Below are 24038 nucleotides of genomic sequence, written 5' to 3'. Positions count from 1 at the left end.
CCACCCAGGCCGGGGTGAGGCGCTCTTCTCACGCGAGAGCGCCTCATGTTCCCGCACGTTTCCTCAGCCCACCCGCGTCCGCTGTTTGCCCGGCACCGCCGTCTTATCCATGCCCCGTCCGAAGCAATCATCGGAGCGTGGTGCGATCCGGCTCTCTTCGCCTCGCTCCACACGACCGAGCCCCTCATGGGCGTCACGTTCAGCATCGATGCCGCGGCCACGCACCACGCCAGCATCACGCTCGGTACCCCCCACGACGATACCCAAGAGCGCCTGCCCCTCTGCATCAGCTATCAACCTGCGGGCTCGGGCCGCGAACAGTATGTCGCCGCTCCTATCGACGACCCGCATGCAATGCGTCTCTTCCTGACGCTGCCACCGACCCTTCATCTCTTGGCAAGGGCCGATAACGGGGCCACCATTCCGACGACCCGTTGCAGCCTGTCGGCCGGCGCCATGGAGATCCTCGACGGCAACGAGAAGCAGGGCGTGACGCTGGTGAAGGCATAGCAGTTCATTTCGGATAGATAGCAGGCGCGACGGGTCTATTTCGCCAGACCTTGGTCTCTCAAGCGCCCGAGAGCATCGAGGGCATGGCGGGCTTGCAGGTCAGATGGAATTCGACGCGGCATGGATGCGCAGACTTCGAGGATCTGCATGTCCTTAGGCGTGAGACGTTTCCGTTCGCGCCCCCAAGCCAAGACCTCTTTCCAGAACTCGGTGCCCAAAGTCACCACCTCTGATTGGGCATTGATGCCCTCGGTTATTGCCTTCTTTGCCTTCTCGTCGCGCTTTGCCGCCTTGGCGGTATCCACGAGGGTCAGGCAGGTCTCGAAGTCATCGTCATAGTTCAGCGTTCGACCTTTCGTCCCGTTCCAGCAGGCCTGCTGCTTCGCCCATTCCGACATGTTGCGGACACCGGCTGGAGGGTGGGTGATGACGTCGTGTGCCTCCGCGGCTGCTAGAAGTAGCGCTCGCTGGAGGGCATCGGGAACAGACTGCCGCCGCCAGATCGCGTCAAGATCGAGGACCTGCTTCTCGCCATTGGCATCGTGGAACACCTTGGCCATAGCGTAGGTGACGATATTGGCGCGATAGCCACCCTCGTACCACGGCTGCTTTGGAACCTCGGTCTCGAGCCAGCGAAACACAATCGCCTTTGAGATTAGCCGCTTATACCAGAGCTCGTCATACCGGACGTCGCTCCTTGACCATGCTTCGCCGATGTCCTTAGCGAACGCCGCGAAGTTCTTCTGCGCGCCACGCGAAACGATGTGCGGTTGGCCAACTGCCGAAAACTCGAACTTGGAGAGATCGGTCTTGCTGAAGATCTGCGCTTTCGGGAATTCAAGATCGAACTTCTTTAGCTGGGCTGGTGTCAGCCTGGCGCGGGCATTGATGAACTGCCCGCGCGAACGCTCGTAGAACCATTTCGTGTCGTGGCGTTCGCCAGCACGCGCCGGGAAGAGGACGTTGCGCGAGAACTGCTCCACACGGATGTGGAAAGGGTGGTTCGAGAAAAAATCGGCAGCGTTCACCTTGTTCTGAGTGTTTGCGTACTCCGATATCTTTGGCACGATGTCCTCGGACCTGTCAGGAGGAACGACGGTCAATTTCATCTGTACGAAGACTTTCGAGAGCTGTTCCTTTGCGGACTTTAGACCGGCGTGGATTGACCCGGTTGTCTGGGCGCCGTTAACGATCTGCAGGTTGCTGATCGCGGAAATGGCAAGACCTTCATCCGTCCGCATGCATAACACGGCATCAGCGGTGGCGGACAACCCGTTGTTGTAAGGAAAGAAAAGCTCAGGTTCCTCCTTGACGGTCTTCTGGATGCCCTTGTTGGTCTTGGCCCTCGCCTGAAGGAAAGACCGGACATTGGCTTCGAGAAGCCGGGCGCCCCATTTGTCATAGATCGCAGCCAATTGCCCCCCAGGAACTATCAGCAGGTAGCTTTCGAGGGCAGCACCAGATTGCGACGCCTTGAGTGCCGGAAGGGGCGCCCCGAAATCCTTGGCAAAGTCGATGACCATGTCCTCGCGGGCATGTCCCGAGCGGTCGAACCTCTCGAAACGTGTCAGATCCCAGACCGACCACGTAATCGGCACCTCGCCGATGTCCGCCAATTTCACCGTATCGTCGCGGCCGATGTACTGCCGGTTGGAAATGAGGATCAATTTGACCTTCGTGACCTGCGACCAGGTCGTGATGATCAAGTCCGAGACCTGAAAGGCGGGGTTGGCCTCGTTCAGCGATTCCCGAAACTCCTCGGTCTTCGCCTTCTTCAGAAAACGGATCAGTGGGTTAAGGATCGGGGGCACATCTCCCTTGCCAAAGGTCTGGACGGTGCCGTTGTCTGCAAAGTCGCAGATGATCAGCCCCAGCACACCGTCGCTATCGCGCGGGTCACCCGCATAGCCGTCAATTCGCACTCTCTGAGCACCTTCACCGCTTTGGTAATATGCGCGATCAGCGACCTCCAGCTCCCCGGCCTCGGTCAACCGCTCGGTCATCCGGTCGAAGAATGCCTCCACTGGGAAGACGCCGCTGGCGTCTGCTTCGCGCCGGATATCGGCCATCAGGTTCTGGTGATACTCGTTGAGTTCACTCATGGGTGTTCTGCTTCGTTCAACTTTTCCCGCACCGCGCCCCAATCCGTCCGGAATGGGGCGCAGGCAGAAAGTGCGAGGGCATAGGAAACCGAGGACAGTCCGAGTGGCACGGGTGCGGCAATCCGCGGGAAGTCCTTGGTCACCGCATAGAAGTCAGGGGACGACACGATCCAGCGCCAGGTCGAATAGTCGTGAAGGATGTCAAATCCGGCGTCGGCCAGGTGCAGATCCCAGTCCATGATTGCCGAAGGTTCGGTCTGTTCCAGAAGCTCGGTGACTTCCGACACATACTCGGGCAGAGTGCGCCCGTGCGGCGGCTGCACCTTGTCGACGGCCAGCACCGCCAGCCAAAGGCGCCGATCCGGCACATCAGCCAGCTGGAATTCGTTCGTGATCTTCGCGAAGGGCTGCGAGGCCCCGCGCCTTGCCTTGACCTCGATGCAGTCGGCCTTCAGTTCGAAATCTTTCGGTGCGCCGGAAGGACCCGTCCAGGCAGTCAACGTCGTTTTGGCACCAAGCGTCGGTATCAAGAGCTTCAGTACCTCGATCTCACCGATCAGACCCTTCTGGGTTTCTTCCGACAAGACCTCGAGCTTTCCCCCACGCAGCAGATAGTGCCAGCGGAAAGTGCGGCCGATGGCGCGTTCGAGAGCCTCGGCCTCCGTCTCGGCAAGCTCGCCAGCCGCCATCACATCGCGGCAGAGGGTCTCAAACAGTTCGAGTTGCGCGCTGTCCTTGAGCCGGATGTACAGGATCGGTCCACCGGGCAAAGTCTGGAACCGTATTTCGAGGTTACGGAGCTTTGGCAGGTCCGGGGTCGGTTTCGGCAGGTCGGCCAGTTGAAGCACGAACGCGACATCGACGCGCGGCATGACCGCCCAGAACCAGTTCCAACGTGCCGACGCCAAAACCCGACGCGTGTCCACCTTCCCGGCCTCGAGGCCGGACCACGGCGTGTCAGTCGGTATCACCGAGCGCCTCCTCCTCGATCTCTTCCTCGCCGAACATCTCGCGCATACGGATGGTGTTGACGATGTATTCCACGGTGCCGCCCTGAACCTCGGATGGAGGGAAGCAGATGCTCCATGCTACGACCAGATCTGGCGATTTCGCCTTCAGCTCTTCGGGAACCACAGGTTCGACGAACCGGAGGATGATCAACGGGCGGCGCCCCTTGACCTCGCAGAAAATGCGGGGCGGAAGGGTTTCCGGAACGGGCTTTCCGTCCCGAACCCGCTCTTCGCGAAAGGCATTGATGGCCGCGTCGATCTGTTCCTTGGTCAGCCCGACACGCTCGTCGCCGGGCGACCCGACACGTCTGCTGGTGCCACTGATTGCGAGTACACCCTGGCGCAGATCCGGCTCACCGACCGATCGGCCGAAAGCCCGCATGTCGATCCGGGACAGGTCGGCGGATGTCGCGTCTGCCTTTTGTGCGCTGGCGAAGAGGACGTCCCATTCCCTGAGCTCGGTGTCAGCGCGCGCGTCAATGTAATCCGACATCAGCCTCGGATCGGTGAGCGGATCAGAGGCATCTGCATGGAAGGCACGCAGGAAATCGCGGATCAGATCGACCGAGACGCCACTAAAGAGGGTTCCGCGGGAAGGGTGTTGCGGCGGCAGACCACTGGCCTTGACTGCTGCCGCCAACACCTCCCCGGCCTGTCGGTTGCGGTCCAGCTGTTCGCGGTCTGTGCGGATGCGTGTTGTTTCGACCAGCTTGCCTGCGAGGCCGACCTTCATCGGGAACTCGCGCCCGGTGCCCATCTTGTTCCGCGCCGTCACGATCAGCGATTCCGGATGGCTGCGGACGGCCAGACCGAACTGCTCGGGCGTGGCCTTGGCCAGTTCCATGCGCTTCAGCTGGGTCTGCAGGTCGTCCATTGCCTCATGAATATGGGCATACCAGCCAACACCATCGGCGAGTATCCAGATCCGGCACAGATCCTCGTAGCCGGGCCGGTAGCCGAACCACCGGCCCATCTGCATCAGGGTGTCATACATCATGGAGTTCCGCAGGAAGTAGCTGATGGTCAGCCCTTCCAGCGTCAGCCCGCGCGAGAGGGAGAATCCGCCGACGGCAATCACCGTCACGCCATGTTCACCGGCCTGGTCATAGTCGAGTGGCTGCGACCGCTTTGATGCGTTGACCTCGACAACACGCGCGGCGACCAGAACCTCATGCAGGCGAGCCTGGATGGTGGGCCAGTCCGCGCCCTCTGCCTCGGCAAATTCGGACTCCCATACCGCATGCAGGGCCGCAACCTCGGGGTTGTGCAGCGCCGCCTTGCCCTTGGCCCCATCGACCGCGACCGCGGCCCGCATCCTGTCGACTACATCGGCCACGCGGGAACGCAACCGCCCTTGTACATCTGTAAAGCGCGACGCGTTGATCAGCATCGAGGCATGCGCTGACTGCTGGCCCCGGGCATTCCGGATCGCCCGCGCGACGATGAATGCGCGCACGGCACGGATGAGGCTTTCCGGCAGCACATCGACCGGACAGTCGATCTTATGCCTCATCGGAAGGATGTCCTCGTTGTCGTCGATCAGCCGGACATGCCGTTCGCGGGCATCGAGGAAAACCTTCTGCGCACCGAAATAATTAGACGGCGCGTCGAGCCCAATGATGAAATGCCGCGGGAACAGATCCTGCTTCAGCGTCTCATCGTCGGTATCCGGATCGATGAAGATGTTGGCGAAGGGCGTGGCAGTGTAGCCGACGTAGCAACTACGGTGGAACAGCGAGAGCAGCTCGCGAATCTGGCCGTTGATGCGGGTCACTTCATCACGGGCATAGGCCGTGTTGATCGAGGCATTGTCGGCCTCGTCGTCGATAAGCAGCATGGGCTGGCTGACCATCTGCGTGCCCTGGTGAACCGAATGTTCCTTCAGCCATTCCAGAAGGTTTTTCAACGTGCTGGAGTTCTTCTTGATCACCAGAACTACAGGCACGTTGTATTGCCCGATCTGGCTGGTGTTCGTGGTGGCCGTAGCCTTGTTGAAGTCGCGCAGCGTGTTGGTAAGGGAGACCGGAAACTCGCGCTGATCGAACTGGCCGACACCGATGATCTTCTGGCGTTGCGCCCTGTTGGCATGGGCCAGCCGCCCAGTGTCCCGGCCGATGAAGCCCTCGTCGATGCGGGCTTGGGTCTGGTTGCGCAGGTTGTTGTGGATGCCCGCAATCACGACGATCAGGCGATAGCCCGCATCCGCCGCCTTGCAAATCAGCCCCGTGTAGTTGGCGGTCTTGCCGCTTTGCACATGGCCCACGACCATGCCACGGCGGCTCCAGCGGCTCAGATTGCGCGGATCCCCCAGACGATCCAGCACACGATCCGTCACCTCGTCCGTCGCGTCGATCACCGATTTCGGGAGTCCTTTCAGGTTCAGGAGCTTGCGGTACCTGCCCCAGTAGAAGTCCCCGATCTCGCCGTTGATGCGTGCATCATGCAGCCAGGGGCGGAAGTCCTCAGCATCGACGATGGCGCCGACGCCCATGCTGATGCCGTATTTCTCCTCGATCAGGCGTGCGAGTTCCTCTGCGTCATCATCTTCGACCTGACCCTTGAACATCGGCATGACACGCAGCTGGGCGATGATCTCCCGGATCGACTGGGCCGTATGGGGGCCGGTCTGCGACGCCATGTACATGGACGTCATGCCCTCGAGGCTGCTCAGGATCTGCTTCACTTGTCTTCCTTCGTCTCGATCGTCGCCGCAATAATGCGATCCGTATCTTCCCAGGCCGATCTGAACGGATCAACATCCTTCATCAGCGACTTGATTTCCTGGATGCTCTTGCGCGCGCCCAAGAGGACGTGGAGGGTTGCCTTCACGGCTTGGGTAAGCGTGTCTTCGTCCACCCGATCCGGGACGATCTGCTCGGCCGTGCCTGCCATGTCGGCATGCAACGTTTCGATGGGCAAAGACGCCCCGACCAGAGCAATGCAGTTGACGAAGCCGCGTCTGAGGTCCGGCGGCAGGCTTTCGGCGAAATCGGCAAACGCGGGATGTTCGATGTTTGGGCGGTAGCGTATCTGCCCGTCTGCTTGAATCCGGTGCCAAATGGGAAGACGTTCATGATCGACGAGCTTCTGGCCCAGCTTGCTGTAGGTGCGCTTCGAACCGGCGAGGATGCGCTCGATGACCCTTTTCAGACGATCGCGCACGACTGCTGGAAGCTGTGCCGAGGATTTCTTGACGTCGATCTTCCAGTCCGCGTCCATGCTGTTGGGAATGTCGACCCTGACACGGGACAGCTTTGTCAGTTCCGATTGGCGACACAGACCGAACCAGGTGCCGTGCAGGATCAGGCGCTTGCCGCGATAGAGATAGAAGCCCTGCGATTTCAGATGACCTTCCGGCCCGCCGATGTCCTCCCAGTCCGTCTTGGACATCTGCTTGTGATGGGGAATAGTGAAGCTTTGTATCTCCACATCGCCTCTGAGCAGCGTCAGTTTTTCTTCCGGGTCTGAAATCGTGGCGGGGTTCTTTCGAGCGAACGGATCAAGGGGTCGAAGTAGCCGAGCGTTCAGGAGAATTCGCAACGGCTTGGCATCCTCCATGAACCGATGAAACACGAGGCGCAGGTGTCTCTCTGTTTCCGCGATCCTCTGGTTGATGACTTCCGCGCGCTTGGCGGCATTGTGGGAGTAGCCGTCGGTAAGTCGGTCGAGCTTCTGCCAGAGGACGAGTGTGCCTTTCTCCCCCAACGTGTCGATGCTCGGGATGAGGTCGAAATGATCGGGCAATTGCACTGCCCATTCGTTTCGCTCGGCCACATCATCCAGATCCCAAATAGCTGCACTGGTTCGCCCTGAACGACGAGACACGACCGTGAGCCGACGGCACTGGGAGAAACTGGCGCTCTTGAGGCCGAGACCAAACCGACCGAGGTCCGGTTCATCACGCGTGGCCAGCGGATTCCTACTCCCGGGTCGCATTGCGGCGATCAGTTCTTCCTCGGACATCCCCTCGCCATCGTCAATGATCGCAATGTAGGGCTCATCGGAATAGGTCTCGGTTACGATATGGATCCGATGTGCGCCCCCAGTAATTGAATTGTCGATGATGTCCGAAATGGCCGTTTCGAGCGAATAGCCGATGTCCCTTAGCCCCTCGATCAATGCTGTGGCGTGAGGAGTAGCATCTGCACGTCTTGAAACAACAATTTCTTGCATGCGAACCCATGGCTGAATCAGCGAGTTCTACTCTAGCGCGAACGGGGCGTCGTTACAAGCGAAGTGAAGTAACTCAGACTTTTGGGGTGTCAGGATTTGTCACGGACGCATGAATTAACGCTGCGATCTGACGCGCCAGAAGTGGCGGCACTGCGTTGCCGACCTGGACGTATTGTTGTGTCCGATTGCCTAGAAAAAGGTAGTCGTCCGGAAAGGTCTGCAGCCTGGCTGCCTCGCGCACCGTCAGGCTCCGGCACTGTAACGGGTCCGGATGGATGAAATAGTGCCCGTCCTTGGAAATGTGGCTCGTCACCGTCGTTGATGCCTCATCCGCCAGTTGAACCCGGAAGCGGTCGTTGAAGGCACCGCTGTGCCAGTTGCGGTGGTCGGGGCTGAGTGCGAGCGGGAAGTCGGCGGCCTTCGGGCTGTAACCATGTACGTTACCGAAGACCGCGGCGAAGAGATAGCGGCCGAGATCAGACGCCATGTGACCGCGGGTCTCGTGCTGGGCGATCGCGAGCAGTCCCGGCCGTTCCAGCCATTGCAGCAACTCGTCGTTCGACGTTGCATAGCAGTCAGGAAGCCACGAGGCAGCACGAACTTCTGGGGCGGCCTCCTGCATGCGCCGTGAGACAGAACGGAATGCTTCGCGAAGCGCGCGGTCATCCTTCCCCTTGCAGATGCCGGCCAGCAGATTTGCCGCATCGATGACCTCACGACGCCACAACACGGCGTCGTCGAGCCCTCTGCTGATGCCGCTCCGGAGGGAGGGCATGTTCCCTATGGCATCGTTGACCGTCCTAGCCTCCGATGAGACGGCGATCTCTGCATCTGCCGCCCTTGCTGCAAGATCGGACCGGATGCCGATAATGATCACCCTGTGGCGTCGTTGCGGAACGCCGAATGCCTCGGAGCGTACGATGAAGTCGGAAGGCTGTGTTGCTTCCTGCAAACTGGCCTTGCCGCCTTGGACCCGGATGGCGCGCAATTCGTAATGATGGTCTCGCCCCGTACCGAGAGAGGACAGGTCTGCCATCAGCATCTCGAAGACCAGCCGACTCTCGACCGTCGAGGACAGCATCCCCTTGACGTTTTCCATCACGAAGGCGGCTGGGCGAAGCGTGTCCAGCACCCGGATGTATTCGCGGAAAAGGTAGTGTCGTGCGTCTTTCTCGGGAACATAGCCGACTTTGCCCTTCGACCGAGCTCGCCCGACCAAGGAATAGGCCTGGCAGGGGGGGCCGCCGATCAGGATCGTATCGTCGTATCCGGCCTTCAGGTTCTCGATGGCGCGGTCGATTTCGGACGCGGCGACATCTGTTCCAAGTTCAAACGCACGGGCTTCGTCGACGGCACGTTTCCACGCCTGAGCGTCGACGACTGACCAGTCTGGTTCGGCCTTAAGCCCTGCATGAAAACTGATGAACTGATCAGGCAAGGTGCCGTGATGCGCCATGTATTCACGCAAAAACGCACGAAGCGTCAGGGTCCGATGGGCCGATGCCTCCTTCTCGACCGAAATGCCGATCCGGAACGGCGCATGGCCGTCCTCGATGAGGGAAGCGAACCCCTCGCCAAGTCCGCCCGGGCCGGCGAACAGATCGACAATGACGAAAGTGGAAGGCAAATCAGACTCCTGACGAATTCCATTCAGCCTGTGTATACTAGGTTCAGGAACGAAAACCAGGACGGATGTGACCGATATCGTGGACCAGCAGACCCGTTCCCGGATGATGTCGGGGATCAGGGGAAAGAACACTAAGCCCGAGCTGGCTCTCAGGCGGGCATTGCACGCGCGCGGTTTCCGCTTCCGGCTTCATTCCGGCAAGGTTCACGGTCGACCGGACCTTTTCCTTCCGAAGCACCGCGCCGCGGTGTTCGTGCACGGCTGTTTCTGGCACCGACACGAGGGTTGCCGCTACGCGACAGTACCGGCAACCCGGTCAGAGTTCTGGAGGACGAAGTTCGATGCGAACGTCGCTCGAGACAACGCCGTTCGCACAAGACTCCTCGAAGGCGGCTGGCGCGTCGCGACGGTATGGGAGTGCGCCTTACGGAAGCCTGAGAGGTTGAACAACGTTGTCAGAATATTCGAAGAATGGCTGCTAGGGACCGAAGGCCAGATCGAGATCGGCGCCACAGCCTGACCTTGCTCTCAAGGAAAGAAGGCAGTCTGCCTGCTCCAATCAGTTTCAGGTACTCCTCCGGCAATTCAGAGCCACCCTACGCCACCAATGATCAATTCTTCACCATTGCCGAAACAAACTCCGCGGCCATGGTTTTTTGTCTAACAGCTTGAAATACATAGCGTCCGGCTGTATCGCGCGAGCTTCAGTCCACAGGTCGGGAGAGAAACGGGTCATTCGGAGAATGCAACCCGGAGTTCGCGGGCAGCGCGGTGCAGAGGCCGAACCTGCAAAGCCTTTGGAACGTTGCGCATTCTTCTGCTGCGCCGCACGCCGAGAGACGCTCTATCTGCAGGGAATGGCGGACCGGGCGGGATTCGAACAAATGCGCCGGGACCATCTGTCGCCCTTCGACTGCGCCATGACCATGTCGGCTTTTTGGAGAGTCCGCCACGCAGCTTCTATGTCCGATATGGGGCGCAAAGCGGACGTCGCTGCGGGGCAGTCGAGGGGCAGCTATGGGTCAACCCCAGCCAGAAGGAAGCGCTAAGCTCCGCGCAGTCTCCTGCTCGCTGATCGGATGCCAAGCCGGCTACTTTCGGCTCAGTTGTATGTGGGGTCCATAGCATCGCAGAGAGGTGTCCTCCAGCTGAGGCCCAGAGCGCGCGACGTTCACCCCGCCCCCACCGACTCGCCAAATCCCGCCAAAATCCGCCTGCGTCCGCCGACGCATACTCCCCAAATTCTTCCCAGAAACACAAAAGCCCCGCAGCGGGCGGGGCTAAGCCATTGAAAAGATTGGCGCTCCCAAGGGGACTCGAACCCCTGTTTTCGCCGTGAGAGGGCGACGTCCTAGACCGCTAGACGATGGGAGCATCTCGCGAGGAGGAGGGCTCTATAGCGGCGAATGCGGGGGACTTCAAGCCTTCTCCGGCGTGGGACGGTGCCCGAAGATGGCGCTGCCGATCCGCACGTGGGTGGCGCCCTGGCGGATGGCGGCGGAAAAGTCGGCGCTCATGCCCATGGAAAGGCCCGAAATGCCGTTGCGGGCAGCGATTTCGGCGAGGAGGGCGAAGTGCGGGTCGGGCACGTCCTCGGCGGGCGGAATACACATCAGTCCGGCGATCTCAAGCCTGTGGATATCCCGGCATTGAGCAATGAAGGCATCGGCGTCTTCCGGCAGCACGCCCGCCTTCTGCGGCTCGGCACCGGTGTTGATCTGCACGAACAGCCGCGGCCGACGGTCCTGGCGCGACATTTCCTCGGCCAATGCGGCGGCGATCTTCGGGCGGTCGACGGTATGGATCACGTCGAACAGGGCGACCGCTTCCCGCGCCTTGTTGGACTGGAGCGGGCCGATGAGGTGGAGTTCCGCATCGGGGTAATCCTGCTTCAGGTGGGGCCATTTGTCCCGCGCCTCCTGAACCCGGTTCTCGCCGAACACCCTCTGGCCGGCGTCGAGCACCGGCCGGATGTCTTCCGCCGGAAAGGTCTTGGACACGGCGACCAGCGTCACCTGATCGGTCGGACGGCCGCATTCCGCGCAGCTCTCGGCGATCTCGCGGCGCACCGCCGCAAGCCGGACTGCGCTTTCCGGCGCCCTTCCGCCGTCGTTCATGTTCCTGCTCCCGCCGTTGCGCCGGCCCTTGTGCCCGCAGACGAGGACATGAACCGATCTCCCCTTCCAATCAAGAAGCGGGTAGAAGGAGACGGCGGCTCGGCTCAAGTTCCCGAGCGGCAGGGGGGCGGGCCGGCATGGTCGAGCGTATCGGGGGAGACGGCGGCGCCGCGCCCGGGCGGCGTTCGAGCCTGCGTCTGCGCGTGCTGTTCCTGGTCTGCCTCGTTGCCGTACCCCTGTCGGTCGAGCGGATGCTTGCCCTGATGGCCGAGCGCCAGGATCAGGTCGCCGCGCTCGAGGAGGACGTGCGAGGCTTCGCCCGCAGTGCCAAGCTGGCGCAGCTTGAAGGCATCGCCCGGGCGCTGACCACACTGGAAGTCGTATCCCGCACGGCCGAGCGGCTGATGGAGGACCCGACCGCCTGCAACCGCTACGTCTCGCGGCTCGCGGACGAGGTTGCCGGCATCCAGGGCGTCTTCGTCGCCGATGCGGCGGGCATCGTCCGTTGCGCCCACGCCCCCCTCGCGCTCGGCGTGAACATCGCCGAGCGGGACTATTTCCAGGAGGCCATCGCCTCGGAGGGGTCAATGATGACCGGGATGTTCGTCTCGCGGGTCAGCGGGCGCAATTCGGTCTTTCTGATGCGGGCGGAGCGCGGGCCCGGCGGCGCGGTGCGTGCCGTGACCGGCGTTGTGCTCGACCTCCAATGGCTGTCGCGGATCGCGGCCGGAAGCGCCGTGGAACTGGGCGTGGTGGTCGATCTCATCGGCATCAACGGTACCGTGCTGGTGCGCTACCCAACCATGCCGGACATCGTCGAGCACAGCTTTCCCGATCACCCCCTGACGCGCGCGGTGAGAGGGGAAGCCGCTGGCATCGTCAGGGTGCCCGGCTACGACGGCAAGGAGCGGATCTTCGCGTTCGAAAGCTTCGGGCCCCTGCCCATCAGCATCGCCGTGGGTATCGAGACGTCGAAGGCGGTGGGGCCGATCGACAGCAAGGTCCGCTCGACGGCGCTGGCGTATTTCGTCGCGCTGGCCTGTTTCCTGCTGCTTGCCTGGGTTGCGGAGGAGCGGATCGTGATCGCGCCCATCGCCCGCCTCACGCGGGCTGTCGCGGCGGTGGGGCGCGGCGAGGCGGACCATGTGAAGGACATGGGCGTCGCGGAATTTGCCCCCCTGGTCAACGCCTTCAACGAGATGGCGCGGCGCCTGTCCCAGCGCAACAACGAACTGCGGACCATGAACGGGCGCCTCGCCTCGCTGGCGCGGACGGATGGACTCACCGGCCTCGCCAACCGCCGCACCTTCGACGTGCAGTTCTCGCAGGATTGGGTGCGGGCGCGCGGCGAGGGGATGCCGCTGACGCTGGTGATGCTGGACGTGGACCACTTCAAGGCTTTCAACGATACCCGCGGCCACCTCCAGGGGGATGAGGCGCTGCGGGCGGTATCGCGGATGCTGTCGGCGGCGGCGGCCGGCACCTCGCATCTCGTGGCGCGCTATGGCGGCGAGGAGTTCGTCGTGCTCATGTCGGGCGCCGACGTTGTCGCCGGCGTCTCCTTCGCGGAGGACGTGCGGCGTCTCCTCGCCGAAATCGCCATCGAGCATCCCGCCGCCCCGCGGCGGCGGGTGACGGCCAGCTTCGGCGTCGCCTCGGTGGTGCCGACGGCGGAGGGGAGCCCGGACGCTCTAATCGCCGCCGCAGATGCAGCGCTCTACGAGGCGAAACGCGCCGGCCGCGACCGGGTGATCGCCCACGGTTGATGCGCGGATGGCCGATGCGGGAGCCTTCAGCCCGGCCGGCGGATGGTCCTGAGGTCGAGGCCCGCGGCCTTGATGCGCTCCAGCGCGCCGGCCAGGGGCTCCCGGGCCACCGCCATGTGGAAGGCGTTGGCATGCAGCAGCGTTTCCGCGTCCTCAGCGATACCCACGTGCCCCGGCCAGAACAGGAGGTCGCCGCGTTTGACGGGCGCATCGAGCGGAATCGCCGTGCCGATGGCCTTTTCCTGCATGTCGCTGTCGCGCGGAGCCCGGACACCGGTGGCGGCTAGCGCGGTCTGCACCAGGCCCGAGCAGTCGATGCCGAGGCTGGAGCGGCCACCCCACAGATAGGGCACGCCGAGGAAGCGGGCGGCCACCGTGACGAAATCGCCCTCGCGCTCGTCCGCGGGCACGACATGGACGGCCGGCAGGCAGCCGTCCGTCGTCAGGGCGAAGCCGCCCGAGATGGAGCGCACCACCACGCGGCTACCGAACACCAGCGCGTCGCGGGGCGGCAGCTTGATGTCCGGCCCGGGAAACAGGAAGGTCCTGAGCGCCGACACCTTGTGGGCGGGCGCCGAACCCTCGGGCGCGAGGGCTTCGGCGGGCATGTAGCCCACGTAATTGTCCGCCTCCAGCTGCACCCAGGCCCAGCCTTCGGCGTCTTCCTCGAACAGGCGCACCCGTTCGCCGAACAGAGCCTCGGTCTCCAGCGGAGCGTCGCTCGCCGGCCGGCGGCGCACGGGGGCGACGGGCACGGCCACCCGCCGCATCTCGCCTTCCACGAAGCGGGGCACATCCACCAGCCCTTTGAGGCTTGAGGCGGCGAGGTCGGCGCGGGCGGGGGTCAGCCGGGCGTCGAGGCCCGGAGGCAAGGAGAAGGCCATGGCTCAGCCCCTCTCCTCAGCCGAACCGCTCGGCGATGAGCGCGTCAAGCGCCCGGATGGTCTGCGCCTCGCCGCCCTCGGGACGGCCCGGCCGGCTGCTGGGGTTCCAGGCGAAAAGGTCGAGGTGGAGATGGGACCGGGCCTGCTCGACGAACTTGGCGAGGAACAAGGCGGCGGTGATGGCGCCGGCGAAACCGCCGGACGAGACGTTGTTGATGTCCGCCACCTTCGAATCGAGCATCCCCGCATAGGGCGCCCACAGGGGCAGGCGCCACAGCGGGTCAGCCTCCACCATGGCGTGCCGGGAAAGGTCGGCGGCGAAGTCCTCGTCATCGGTGAAGGCAGCCGGAAGCTGCGGGCCGAGGGCGACGCGGGCAGCACCGGTGAGGGTGGCGAAGTCGATCACGAGGTCGGGCGCCTCCTCGTCGGCGAGGGCGAGGGCGTCGGCCAGAACGAGACGGCCCTCGGCGTCGGTATTGCCGATCTCCACCGAGATGCCCTTGCGGCTCCGCAGCACGTCGCCGGGGCGGAAGGCGACGCCGGAGACGGAATTCTCCACCGCCGGGATCAGCACGCGAAGGTTCACCTTCGCGCCGCGCGACAGCAGCATGTGGGCAAGGCCCAGCGCGTTGGCGGCGCCGCCCATATCCTTCTTCATCAGCAGCATGGCCGAGGAGGGCTTCAGATCGAGCCCGCCGGTGTCGAAGCAGACGCCCTTGCCCACCAGCGTCACCTTCGGGTGGCTGGGATCGCCGGCGCGGATCTCGATGAGGCGTGGGGCGCGGGCGGCGGCAAGGCCCACTGCGTGGATCAAAGGGAAATTCTGCGCCAGCAACGCGTCGCCGACGATGGAGCGGAAGCGCGCGCCGTGGCGGGCGGCAAGGCTGCGGGCCGCATCCTCCAGCTCGGCCGGGCCGAGGTCATTGGCCGGGGTGTTGACGAGATCGCGGGTGAGGGCCACCGCCTCCACCGTGCGGCGGAGCTGGGCGGCGTCCACCCCCTCCGGCACCACGAGCTGAACCTTGGGGGCCTTGGCGCTGCGATAGGCCGAGAATCGGTAGGTGCCGAGCGCGAAGGCGAGGGCGGCGAGGCGGGGGCTCGGCACCTCTCCTTCCAGCCGCCACGTGCCTTCAGGCAGCAGGCCGGGCAGGGCGCCGGTGGCGAAGGCGTCGGACTTCGGGGCGGGGGCGATGCCGAACAGGGCGCCGGCCAGCCCGCCATCGGCGTTCGGGAGCAGCAGCAGCTTGCCGGCGGCGGCGGAGAAGCCGGCCGCTTCCGCGAAGCGGCGCGCGGTCTCGGGAATGGGAGCTGTGGCGAAGGTGTCCTTGGTGACGCACCAGACGGGCAGGCTGACGGCGGACGACGGGGCAAAGCAGTCGATCATCAACGGAACTCCTCGCGCCGCGCCGGGGGGACAGGCAATGGTTCCGCCATGCGGCGCCGCGCAGACGGCGCATGGTGGTCCGCCCCGCGGTCGCCTGCAAGAGACCCGGCCCTGCGCAAGCGGATGTCAGGGATGCAGCAGGCTGGACAGGGGATGGATGATGAGGCCAGCGCCCGCGAGCGCCACGCCATAGGGCAGGCTGGTGCGGTGCCGCTCGGGCAGTTCGGCGCCGGCCGCACCCGCAAGGCGATGGCGCGCCGCGGCGGCGATGCCGAGCAGGGCGCCAATGGTCCCGGTGGCGAGCACGAACAGGGGCAGGTGCAGCGGATCCACCCACAGCACGATGGCGCCGGCCAGCTTGGCGTCGCCCGCGCCGATGATGTCCTCGGCGAACAGGGAGAACCCCAGCGCCGTCACGGCGCCGGCGGCGGCGAGCCGGAAGAGCAGGTCGGGAACGGGGATGAGCACAGTGACGGCGGCGAAGGCCGCGATCAGGCAGATCACCACGGCATTGGGGATGATCCGGCGGGCGAGGTCCGCGCCGATCGACGCGCACAGCAATGCCGGATAGAGGCCGAGCAGCAGAAGCTCGGCGATCCTGATGTGGCCCATCCCCATCGTGCGGTCAGTTCCCGGCGGCGGCCGAGGAGGCCTGAAGCCGGGCGAAGGTGGAGGCGATCTGCACCAGCACCGTGACGATGGCGATGGAGAGGCCGGCGGCGATGAGGCCGTATTCGAGGGCGGTGGAGCCGTCCTCTTCCTTGATGAAGCGCGAGAACAGAAGCTTCATGGCTCAGATCCGGTCAGTTGCGGCGCGTGTGCGCCGCAAAGTGCGCCGCGACGAGGATGCCGCGGCTTGGATGCCGCGACGGGGATGCCGGGGCTGAGCCGACGCTAGGGCCGGCCCCTTGCGGGGAAGTAAAAAACGGCGGCCGGGAAGGCCCGCGGCGCGTGCTGGCTGCGCGAAAGGTTAACGGTTCCGCTCGCGCGCCTTTGACGCCGGGTGGCAGACCGCCCTTTGACGGCGGCGCCCGAGGCCGGCACTCTCGCCTCATGAGCTTCTCCCCGTCCCCCGATCCCGTCCCCGGCGATGCCGCAAGCTGCGCGGCCGTCGAGACCGTCATCGTCCCGCGCGCCCACGACATCGGCGGCATGGAGGTGGCTCGTGTGCTGCCCTCCGTGCAGGGCCAGATGATCGGCCCCTTCATCTTCTTCGACCGGATGGGGCCGGTGCGGTTCTCGGCCGCGCAGGCGCAGGATGTGCGCCCGCATCCGCATATCGGGCTCGCCACCGTGACCTATTTGTTCGAAGGCAGCATGATTCACCGCGACAGCCTCGGCTCCGAACGGGTGATCGAGCCGGGCGCGGTGAATTTGATGACCGCCGGCCGCGGCATCGTCCATTCCGAGCGGCACGACGCCGCGGTCAAGGCGCGCGGCGGGCCGTTGTTCGGCATCCAGAGCTGGATCGCGCTGCCGAAGGCGCTGGAGGAAACCACCCCGGACTTTCTCCATGCAGACAGCGAGGCGCTGCCGGTGGTGGCGGACGGCGGGGTCAAGGCGCGGGTGATTCTCGGCAGCGCCTTCGGCGCGACCTCGCCTGTCGCGCTTGCTTCGCCCGCGACCTATGTGGAAATCCAACTGGCGGCTGGCGCGCATGCGCCTGTTGATCCCACCCATGAGGACCGCGCCTTGTTCACGCTGGAGGGCGAGGTGGAGGTGGACGGCACCGCATTTCCGCCCGGCCAGATGCTGGTGATCCGGCGCGGCGTTGCCACCTCCGTGCGGGCGCGGACCCCCGCGCGGCTGATGCTGGTGGGCGGCGAGCCTCTGGAGGGGCCGCGCTACATCTGGTGGAATTTCGTGTCCTCGAGCCTTGACCGGCTGGATGCGGCCAAGGCGGCGTGGCGGGAGGGGCGGTTCGACCTGATCCCCATGGATCACGACGAATTCATCCCGGCCCCGGACGACGGTGCCGGCCGGCCGCGCCCCCAGAGCCCACGGGGCTGAAGGGGCACGGACCAAGCCGCGCGTCGGATCGCTCACCCGTTGCCGGGCTGCACCAGTGCCGGAGGATCGCTGGCCGGGAAGGTTTCCTCCAGCGCTTCATCGAGCTTCCTTGAAGCCTGCTTCTTTGCGCTGGCGCTCTCGTCCCGTGCGTCCGCCGCCGGATCGCCCTCGGGCTTCGGCGCGCGGGTGAGGGAGGGCGGGTCGCTGGCGGGGAAGGAGTCTTCCAAAGCTTCGTCAAGTTCGTCGGAGAGTTGCTCCTTTTGCTGTCGAGCCTCGTCTCTGGGCTCGCCGTCGGCTTTCGGCGCGCGGGTCACGGCCGGTGGATCGCTGGCGGGGAAGGAATCCTCCAGCGCCTCGTCGAGCCGTTCGTCGAGCGGTGCGGTGCGGGGGGCGTTGGTGGAGGCAGTGGGATTCATGGCAGCGGTCTCCTCTGCGCAATCAACGAGCGGCCGGGCCGGCCCGTTCCCCTAGCGTCGGCCCCTTTAAGCCCGTGGCTCCTTCTCACGCGTCGAGCGGCGCTTCCTGCCGCACCAGTCGGGTGGTGACACGCGCGAGCCCGGCGGCGATCTCCCGCCGCACGCCCGGCCGCGTGTCCGGGCCCGCCTCGAGCCGCCGCGCGAGGGCCTCCATGAGAAAGACGTCGAGCAGCGGCCGCCCCCTGCCGCCATCGGGCGCGCCTTCCATGTAGGCGGCGAGCACGGCGCGTTCGGCGCGGGCGCGGAAGGCCGAAAGCAAATCAGCCCTCAGTTCCGGCGCATCGCGGGCGACGCCGGCCTCTCCGGCGGAAACGCGCGCGAGGGTCTGTTCCAGCGACGCGAGCAGTTCGGCCACATCGCGCCATGCGCTCTCCCGCCCGCCCTGCGCGCCGGTGATGACCGCATCGCTGCCCGACACCAGCAGGTGATCGAGATCGAAGCGGCCGTGGATCCGGATCACCGGAAGAGAGGTGCCGCCAAGGGCGTCGGCGATGCGTGCCTGCATCATGGCTCCGAGCCCTTCGCCATCGATGCCGGCGAGCGCATCCGGTGTCCTGCGCAGGGCGTCCAAGGCCTGGTGGAGCCAGCCTTCGATCTCATCCGCGCCGGCAACCCCCGGCGCGAAGGCCGGATCGCCGGACGGGCCCGATAGGGCGACATGGAGTTCGGCAAGATGCCGGGCGCTGCTCCGCAGCAGCCGGAGCACGCCGGCGACCTCTTCCTCGAAATGCGGGTGGCCGCCGTCCGGCAGCGCGGCGGCATCGAGGGCACGCTGCACCTGCGCCATGGTCCAGCCGGCGGCATTGCCCTGGTTGCGCACGAACCCATAGGCGAGCGCCACCTGCGCCGAACCGCCTTCCGGCCGGGTGCGGGTAACAGCACCGATCAGCGGCGGCACGTGCGGGAAGTCGAGGGCGGTAAGGTGGCGCGCCATCTCCATCTCGCCGGTGCGGCCGAACTCCATGTGGCGGAAGAGCTTGACCGCGACCCTGTCGGTGACGACGAGGCTCGCGGCTGGCTCATCCGCGTCGGCGAGTTCGCACAGCGCCCCGCGTTCCACGTCGAGCCCGGCGAGCCGGTCGGTGGGGGAGAAGACGAGCGCCCCGCCATCGGGCAGAGGCACGGGCTCGGCCTGCCGCAGCGCGCGCAGCACGCCGGCGGGCAGCCCGTCCAGTACCATGGCATCGGTGAGGAAGCCGACGCGCCGGCCCTGCCGCACGCGGGTCAGGGCCAGTTGCTCGGCAATGGCGGGGGGATGCTGGTCCTCCCACGCCACACAGAAGGACATGAGGAAGCGTTCGGTGCGCCCGGCGAGATCGGCCTCGATCTCCGCCATGGCCACCTCCCGCTCGGTGCCCGGCAGGCGCATCACCCAGCCGATGCGCACCGCGCCGATGTCCCTGGCCGTGCCGGGAAACCAGCGCCGCCGCGCCAGATATTGCGGCAGCGCCTCGGTCTCGATGACCGCGCGATGGGCGTCGGAGAGGGCGCCCATCAGCCCATCCCGCACCACGAGGGTCGCGAACTCCGGCAGCATTTCCGGCGCCGGATCGCGCCACGCGGGTTCTGCCGCCGTGGTGGAGAGGCGGAAGGCGTAGAAGCCGTAGGGCGGTAGGGTGAGCACGAGTGGCGCACGGTCCAGCGCCGGCAGGCTGGTGCCGCTGACGAGGTCCACTGGCACGCGCCGCTCGAACTCGGCGAGGTCCAGCTCCACACCCTGCAAGGTGTGGGCGAGGTTGGCGACGCACAGCACCGCTTCGTCCTCATATTCGCGCAGATAGGCGAGGATGCGCCGGTTGCGCGGGAACACCATGCGGAAGGTGCCGCGCCCGAAGGCCAGATGCTCCTTGCGCACGGCGAGGAACCGGCGCGTCCAGTTCAGCATGGAATGCGCATCGCGCGACTGCGCTTCCACATTCACCGCCGGGAAACCGTAGAGCGGATCCTGGATCACCGGCAGCACCAGCTTTTCCGGATCAGCCCTGGAGAAGCCGCCGTTGCGGTCCGGCGACCATTGCATGGGCGTGCGCACGCCGTCACGGTCGCCCAGGTGGATGTTGTCGCCCATGCCGATCTCGTCGCCGTAGTAGATGACGGGCGTTCCCGGGAGGGTGAGCAGCAGCGAGTTCATCAGCTCGACGCGCCGGCGGTCCCGCTCCAGCAGGGGGGCGAGGCGGCGGCGGATGCCGAGGTTGATGCGGGCGCGGCGGTCGGAGGCGTAGATGCTCCACAGATAGTCCCGCTCCGCGTCGGTGACGGTCTCCAGCGTCAGCTCGTCGTGGTTGCGCAGGAAGATGGCCCACTGGCACGTCGGCGGGATGGCCGGCGTCTGGCGCAGGATGTCGGTGACCGGGAAGCGGTCCTCCTTGGCGATGGCCATGTACATGCGCGGCATTAGCGGGAAGTGGAACGCCATGTGGCATTCGTCGGCGTTCGGGCCGAAATATTGCTGGGTGTCCTCCGGCCAGAGATTGGCCTCGGCGAGCAGCATCCGGCCGGTGTAGTGCGCGTCGAGATGGGCGCGGATCTTCTTCAGGATGGCGTGGGTTTCCGGCAGATTGGCGCAGTCGGTGCCCTCGCGCTCCACCAGATAGGGGACGGCATCGAGCCTGAGCCCATCCACGCCCATGTCCAGCCAGAAGCGCATGACGGAGAGGACGCGCTCAAGCACCTCGGGATTGTCGAAATTGAGGTCCGGCTGGTGGGCGTAGAAGCGGTGCCAGTAGAACTGGCCCGCCACCTCGTCCCAGCTCCAGTTGGATTTCTCCACGTCGCAGAACACGATGGGCACGCCGGGATAGCCCTTGTCGTCATCCGCCCAGACATAGAGGTTGCGCTCCGGGCTGCCCTTCGGCGCGCGCCGCGCGGCCTGGAACCAGGGATGCTGGTCGGACGTGTGGTTGATCACCAGCTCGGTGATGACGCGCAGCCCGCGGGCATGGGCCTCGGCGATGAAGCGCCGCGCCTCGTCCATGGTGCCGTAGTCCGGCGACACGCCTTCATAGAGCGCGATATCGTATCCGTCGTCCCGCCGCGGCGAAGGATAGAAGGGCAGGAGCCAGACGGCGGTGGCGCCGAGTTCGGCGATATAGTCGAGCTTGGAGATCAGCCCGCGGAAGTCGCCGATGCCGTCGTCATTGGCGTCGAAGAACGACTTCACATGCAGCTGATAGATGATGGCGTCCTTGTACCACAGAGGATTGTCGCCGGCGGTGACGGGCTCAGGCATGGCCGAGGCTCCCGGTTCCGGAGGACTTTGCGCCGCGCGGGGCGGCGGGGGCGGACGAGATCGGGGCGGGGCAGAAAGGCACGGTGCTCCCTTGAACCGTCGTGGAAGGGCGGGCGGCGCGGCCCGGCCGATACGTCGCCGCTCCGGCGGACGCGCCGGGCGAGCGGCCACGCTTGCCTAACGCGGCTGGAGCGTGGCGGTTCCGGTCTGTCAGGGAGAGTTCAGGGGAGAATTGGGGCAGCCGGACGGCATGCGGGGGAATGCCGTCCGGCCGGCGCGTCAGTTTGCCGTGGCAATATCGGCGCAGGCCCATTTGCTGCGAAGGGCGCGCGCCCGGCATCCCGAAAATGAAGGATGGCATCTGAATTTATTTTTCCGGCGCGCTGGAACCATACGCGCCGATTCACGTTTCTCCGGTCGTGGGGGCTCAGAGGAGCCTGCCGCCGTTCCGGTCATGCGTCGCGCGTTTGCCGCTCTCCCCAATATGCGGGAGGCGCGGAACGCCGTTGGCCGGCAGAACCTGACGCGAAGCCCCAGCTGCCCCACAGCCGACACGGAGGACCGCCCATGTTCGATGCCGCCCGCCACCCGCTCAAAATCTGCGTCGATGGCTCCTGCATCGTCCTGCGCTCGCTGGACGATGCCATCGGCTTCGTGCGCTCCCATCCCGTGGGAGAGCATGCCGAGATGCTGCTGGATCAGATGGAGGCCGCCCGCTTGCCCGAGCTTCAGCGCCGGGCCTGGGTGGCGTTCGAGACCTTCGCCGACGCCATGCGCCTTTCGCCCGACGCCCAGCGCCGGATGATGTGATCAAGGAGAGCTCTCTCGCGGCTGCACGTCCTGCGGCTGCGAGAGAGCCCGTGTCTACGTAGCTCAGAACCGCTCCGGCACGCGGTGGCGGGCATAGTCCGCCTCCACGTAATCTGGATCCTTCTGGCGCTTGGGCAGCTTGACCTTCTCGCGCGGCACGTCCTCGTAGGGGATGCGCGAGAGCAGGTGGGAGATGATGTTGAGGCGCGCGCGCTTCTTGTCGTCGGAGAAGGCCACGAACCACGGCGCCCACATGGTGTCGGACGCCTCGAACATGGCATCGCGGGCGCGGGAATAATCGTACCAGCGCGCGTAGGATTCCAGATCCATCGGCGAGAGCTTCCAGATCTTGCGCGGGTCGTCGATCCGACTCTCCATCCGCCGAGTCTGTTCCTCCGGCGACACTTCGAGCCAGTATTTCAGAAGGATCACGCCGGACTCGACGATGGTCTGTTCCACGTAGGGCACGCTTTCCAGAAACTTCTTGGCCTGCTCCTCCGTGCAGAAGCCCATCACCCGGTCGACACCCGCCCGATTATACCAGGAGCGGTCGAAGATGATGATCTCGCCGCCCGCCGGCAGGTGCGTGACGTAGCGCTGGATGAACAACTGCGATTTCTCGCGATCCGTGGGCGGCGGCAGCGCCACCACGCGGAAGATGCGCGGGCTCACCCGCTCCAGGATGGCCTTGATGACGCCGCCCTTTCCGGCGCCGTCGCGGCCCTCGAAGACGATGCAAATCTTGGCCCCGGTATGCTTCACCCAGAGCTGAAGCTTCACCAGCTCGGCATGCAGGTGCTTCAGCTCCGCCTCGTATTCCTTGCGCGAGAGCGGGGCGGGAGGGCCGCCGCCGTCCGCAGCTGAGGGGACGGCGGGAATTATCTTTATCTTGTGCTTTTTGTTGTGCTTTTTCTTGTGCGCCATTGTGGCGTCCTCCCGTGAAGCCGCGCCGTCGGGACCGGGCTGGTCAGGCCCAGCTCAGGAAGAAGCCCACGTCGCCGGGCATGCCGTTCGGCCAGTCGACGATCATCGCCTTGAGCTTGTAGTGGCCCTGCCGGAGGTAGTCGCGCCACAGTTCGTAGGCCTGACGCGGGCGGCCGGTGAGGGTGTCGGGCCAGCCCTCCTCAGCATTGTTGATGGCGCGACCCTTGTCGGTGCACAGCACGTTGGGGAAGCGCATGACCATGATCTCGGTCTGGCCGCTCTGGGCTGCAACGCGCATCTGCGTCTGCAGGCTCTCGGCGATCTCGTGCAGCGTCTCGGGCGTGAGATCGAGCGGCTGGGACAGTGTTTTGATGAGTTCCGCGCGGGCCTTGTCAGCCCGGTCCATGGCGGAGAACTCCTTGGACAGCTTGGCCTTCTCTATCTCCTGCATGTACGAGCGCAGATCATCCGCGCTCATGAAGCTCTCATCTCCCAGCGTGGTATTATGCTGCGCTGCCTCGGACATGGGTCGTCTCCGTTGGGAACTGCCGTCTTCGTGCAGTTTCCCCATGAGCCAATCGGCGTCGTTGTCCGATATCAACTCTTTCCAGCAGCGCTCGCGTTCACAGCTTGCGGAGCGCGGGCGGTGGCGGGCTTCGCAAACAAAAAGGCCGGCGCCGGAGAGCTGGCGCCGGCCTCTCGTCTCGACCCGGAGGTCGATACCGGAGGATGCGAGAAAAGGATGCGACTCAGAGGGTCGAGAAGACGGAAGCCGGGATGCGGAAGAAGCCGCGGCCGTTGGCAAAGGTCCGATAGTAGGACGAGGCATTCGCATAAAGGTGGTCGAACCACGCCTTGCCGGTGCGGCCCTCGGGCAGCCGGTCGATGGTGAAGATATCCGCGTTGGGCGCGAAGCGGACGTGGATCAGCACGTCGTCGGTGGCGGAAGCTTCGACGGCCGCCGCGATGGGCTGGGCAAGGGCGTTCATCACATGGTCTCCTCTGGAAGGGATCAA

At 65.1% G+C, this 24038-nt stretch carries 20 protein-coding genes and 1 tRNA gene; 5 read left to right on the top strand and 16 right to left on the bottom strand.

Translation table 11 applies throughout. The features are described 5' to 3' along the window. The first annotated feature begins 45 nt into the window (after positions 1 to 45). Positions 46 to 510 carry a hypothetical protein gene (locus tag ACT535_RS15845; RefSeq protein ID WP_476365146.1) on the top strand — a complete coding sequence of 155 codons (465 nt, stop codon included), beginning with the start codon at positions 46 to 48 and terminating at the stop codon, positions 508 to 510. 35 nt (positions 511 to 545) lie between these two features. Here the strand turns inward: ACT535_RS15845 and ACT535_RS15840 are convergent, their stop codons facing one another. From ACT535_RS15840 to ACT535_RS15820, 5 genes are all read right to left on the bottom strand, one after another. Beyond that, the gene (locus tag ACT535_RS15840; RefSeq protein ID WP_476365145.1) at positions 546 to 2612 is read right to left on the bottom strand and encodes an AIPR family protein; all 2067 of its coding nucleotides are present in this window, start codon (positions 2610 to 2612) and stop codon (positions 546 to 548) included. Then, positions 2609 to 3583 (bottom strand): PD-(D/E)XK motif protein, encoded by a 975-nt coding sequence (locus ACT535_RS15835; RefSeq protein WP_476365144.1) that lies wholly within the window; start codon positions 3581 to 3583, stop codon positions 2609 to 2611. Before ACT535_RS15835 ends, ACT535_RS15840 begins: the two co-directional genes overlap by 4 nt. Continuing rightward, positions 3570 to 6305 carry a Z1 domain-containing protein gene (locus tag ACT535_RS15830; protein ID WP_476365143.1) on the bottom strand — a complete coding sequence of 912 codons (2736 nt, stop codon included), beginning with the start codon at positions 6303 to 6305 and terminating at the stop codon, positions 3570 to 3572. Before ACT535_RS15830 ends, ACT535_RS15835 begins: the two co-directional genes overlap by 14 nt. Next, complete coding sequence (locus tag ACT535_RS15825; protein ID WP_476365142.1) at positions 6302 to 7795, bottom strand: ATP-binding protein; 1494 nt, start codon at positions 7793 to 7795, stop codon at positions 6302 to 6304. Before ACT535_RS15825 ends, ACT535_RS15830 begins: the two co-directional genes overlap by 4 nt. Before the next feature lie 73 nt (positions 7796 to 7868). Beyond that, the gene (locus ACT535_RS15820; RefSeq protein ID WP_476365141.1) at positions 7869 to 9422 is read right to left on the bottom strand and encodes a DNA cytosine methyltransferase; all 1554 of its coding nucleotides are present in this window, start codon (positions 9420 to 9422) and stop codon (positions 7869 to 7871) included. Between the two features lie 67 nt (positions 9423 to 9489). Here ACT535_RS15820 and ACT535_RS15815 point away from each other — a divergent pair, with 67 nt between their 5' ends. Further along, complete coding sequence (locus ACT535_RS15815) at positions 9490 to 9942, top strand: very short patch repair endonuclease (protein WP_476365140.1); 453 nt, start codon at positions 9490 to 9492, stop codon at positions 9940 to 9942. Between the two features lie 778 nt (positions 9943 to 10720). Here ACT535_RS15815 and ACT535_RS15810 read toward each other — a convergent pair. Both ACT535_RS15810 and ACT535_RS15805 read right to left on the bottom strand, forming a co-directional pair. Further along, a tRNA-Glu gene (locus tag ACT535_RS15810) sits at positions 10721 to 10796 on the bottom strand. Between the two features lie 44 nt (positions 10797 to 10840). Next, positions 10841 to 11539, bottom strand: coding sequence for a YggS family pyridoxal phosphate-dependent enzyme (locus tag ACT535_RS15805; RefSeq protein ID WP_476365139.1), 699 nt, complete (start codon positions 11537 to 11539; stop codon positions 10841 to 10843). Positions 11540 to 11676: 137 nt separating this feature from the next. On the opposite strand from ACT535_RS15805, the gene ACT535_RS15800 reads away from it, so the two are divergent. Beyond that, entirely contained in the window at positions 11677 to 13305 is a 1629-nt protein-coding gene (locus ACT535_RS15800) for a sensor domain-containing diguanylate cyclase (protein WP_476365138.1), read from the top strand. 26 nt (positions 13306 to 13331) lie between these two features. Here the strand turns inward: ACT535_RS15800 and ACT535_RS15795 are convergent, their stop codons facing one another. From ACT535_RS15795 to ACT535_RS15780, 4 genes are all read right to left on the bottom strand, one after another. Then, positions 13332 to 14189: a C40 family peptidase gene (locus ACT535_RS15795; protein ID WP_476365137.1), complete on the bottom strand. Its 858-nt coding sequence runs from the start codon at positions 14187 to 14189 to the stop codon at positions 13332 to 13334. Between the two features lie 16 nt (positions 14190 to 14205). After that, positions 14206 to 15573 carry a leucyl aminopeptidase family protein gene (locus ACT535_RS15790; RefSeq protein WP_476365136.1) on the bottom strand — a complete coding sequence of 456 codons (1368 nt, stop codon included), beginning with the start codon at positions 15571 to 15573 and terminating at the stop codon, positions 14206 to 14208. Between the two features lie 126 nt (positions 15574 to 15699). Beyond that, positions 15700 to 16185, bottom strand: a complete 486-nt coding sequence (locus ACT535_RS15785) for an A24 family peptidase (protein WP_476365135.1) — start codon at positions 16183 to 16185, stop codon at positions 15700 to 15702. A 13-nt stretch (positions 16186 to 16198) separates the two neighbouring features. Further along, complete coding sequence (locus ACT535_RS15780; RefSeq protein WP_081762738.1) at positions 16199 to 16363, bottom strand: Flp family type IVb pilin; 165 nt, start codon at positions 16361 to 16363, stop codon at positions 16199 to 16201. A 263-nt stretch (positions 16364 to 16626) separates the two neighbouring features. On the opposite strand from ACT535_RS15780, the gene ACT535_RS15775 reads away from it, so the two are divergent. Continuing rightward, positions 16627 to 17583 carry a pirin family protein gene (locus ACT535_RS15775; protein ID WP_476365134.1) on the top strand — a complete coding sequence of 319 codons (957 nt, stop codon included), beginning with the start codon at positions 16627 to 16629 and terminating at the stop codon, positions 17581 to 17583. Positions 17584 to 17615: 32 nt separating this feature from the next. On the opposite strand, the gene ACT535_RS15770 is transcribed toward ACT535_RS15775, so the two are convergent. Then, complete coding sequence (locus tag ACT535_RS15770; RefSeq protein ID WP_476365133.1) at positions 17616 to 17999, bottom strand: hypothetical protein; 384 nt, start codon at positions 17997 to 17999, stop codon at positions 17616 to 17618. 85 nt (positions 18000 to 18084) lie between these two features. Beyond that, the gene (gene treS, locus ACT535_RS15765) at positions 18085 to 21288 is read right to left on the bottom strand and encodes a maltose alpha-D-glucosyltransferase (RefSeq protein WP_476365132.1); all 3204 of its coding nucleotides are present in this window, start codon (positions 21286 to 21288) and stop codon (positions 18085 to 18087) included. 567 nt (positions 21289 to 21855) lie between these two features. Here treS and ACT535_RS15760 point away from each other — a divergent pair. Next, entirely contained in the window at positions 21856 to 22098 is a 243-nt protein-coding gene (locus ACT535_RS15760; protein ID WP_168459603.1) for a hypothetical protein, read from the top strand. Between the two features lie 63 nt (positions 22099 to 22161). On the opposite strand, the gene ppk2 is transcribed toward ACT535_RS15760, so the two are convergent. The 3 genes from ppk2 to ACT535_RS15745 form a co-directional block, all read right to left on the bottom strand. Next, entirely contained in the window at positions 22162 to 23022 is an 861-nt protein-coding gene (gene ppk2, locus ACT535_RS15755; protein WP_168459604.1) for a polyphosphate kinase 2, read from the bottom strand. A gap of 43 nt (positions 23023 to 23065) precedes the next feature. After that, positions 23066 to 23548 (bottom strand): hypothetical protein, encoded by a 483-nt coding sequence (locus tag ACT535_RS15750; RefSeq protein ID WP_168459605.1) that lies wholly within the window; start codon positions 23546 to 23548, stop codon positions 23066 to 23068. A 223-nt stretch (positions 23549 to 23771) separates the two neighbouring features. Continuing rightward, positions 23772 to 24011, bottom strand: a complete 240-nt coding sequence (locus ACT535_RS15745) for a hypothetical protein (protein WP_168459606.1) — start codon at positions 24009 to 24011, stop codon at positions 23772 to 23774. Positions 24012 to 24038 lie beyond the last annotated feature (27 nt).

This window comes from Xanthobacter sp. DMC12 (genome assembly GCF_056314105.1).
Note: the sequence above shows the minus strand (reverse complement) of the source record. Positions and strands in the feature narration are given on the sequence as shown.

What these genes read in the sequence shown, in the direction of transcription:
- ACT535_RS15750 (WP_168459605.1), bottom strand. Translation starts at nt 23,548, where the DNA reads ATGTCCGAGGCAGCGCAGCATAATACCACGCTGGGAGATGAGAGCTTC.
- ppk2 (WP_168459604.1), bottom strand. Translation starts at nt 23,022, where the DNA reads ATGGCGCACAAGAAAAAGCACAACAAAAAGCACAAGATAAAGATAATT.
- ACT535_RS15745 (WP_168459606.1), bottom strand. Translation starts at nt 24,011, where the DNA reads ATGAACGCCCTTGCCCAGCCCATCGCGGCGGCCGTCGAAGCTTCCGCC.
- ACT535_RS15825 (WP_476365142.1), bottom strand. Translation starts at nt 7,795, where the DNA reads ATGCAAGAAATTGTTGTTTCAAGACGTGCAGATGCTACTCCTCACGCC.
- ACT535_RS15845 (WP_476365146.1), top strand. Translation starts at nt 46, where the DNA reads ATGTTCCCGCACGTTTCCTCAGCCCACCCGCGTCCGCTGTTTGCCCGG.
- treS (WP_476365132.1), bottom strand. Translation starts at nt 21,288, where the DNA reads ATGCCTGAGCCCGTCACCGCCGGCGACAATCCTCTGTGGTACAAGGAC.
- ACT535_RS15760 (WP_168459603.1), top strand. Translation starts at nt 21,856, where the DNA reads ATGTTCGATGCCGCCCGCCACCCGCTCAAAATCTGCGTCGATGGCTCC.
- ACT535_RS15800 (WP_476365138.1), top strand. Translation starts at nt 11,677, where the DNA reads ATGGTCGAGCGTATCGGGGGAGACGGCGGCGCCGCGCCCGGGCGGCGT.
- ACT535_RS15840 (WP_476365145.1), bottom strand. Translation starts at nt 2,612, where the DNA reads ATGAGTGAACTCAACGAGTATCACCAGAACCTGATGGCCGATATCCGG.
- ACT535_RS15805 (WP_476365139.1), bottom strand. Translation starts at nt 11,539, where the DNA reads ATGAACGACGGCGGAAGGGCGCCGGAAAGCGCAGTCCGGCTTGCGGCG.
- ACT535_RS15775 (WP_476365134.1), top strand. Translation starts at nt 16,627, where the DNA reads ATGAGCTTCTCCCCGTCCCCCGATCCCGTCCCCGGCGATGCCGCAAGC.
- ACT535_RS15780 (WP_081762738.1), bottom strand. Translation starts at nt 16,363, where the DNA reads ATGAAGCTTCTGTTCTCGCGCTTCATCAAGGAAGAGGACGGCTCCACC.
- ACT535_RS15785 (WP_476365135.1), bottom strand. Translation starts at nt 16,185, where the DNA reads ATGGGCCACATCAGGATCGCCGAGCTTCTGCTGCTCGGCCTCTATCCG.
- ACT535_RS15795 (WP_476365137.1), bottom strand. Translation starts at nt 14,189, where the DNA reads ATGGCCTTCTCCTTGCCTCCGGGCCTCGACGCCCGGCTGACCCCCGCC.
- ACT535_RS15790 (WP_476365136.1), bottom strand. Translation starts at nt 15,573, where the DNA reads ATGATCGACTGCTTTGCCCCGTCGTCCGCCGTCAGCCTGCCCGTCTGG.
- ACT535_RS15770 (WP_476365133.1), bottom strand. Translation starts at nt 17,999, where the DNA reads ATGAATCCCACTGCCTCCACCAACGCCCCCCGCACCGCACCGCTCGAC.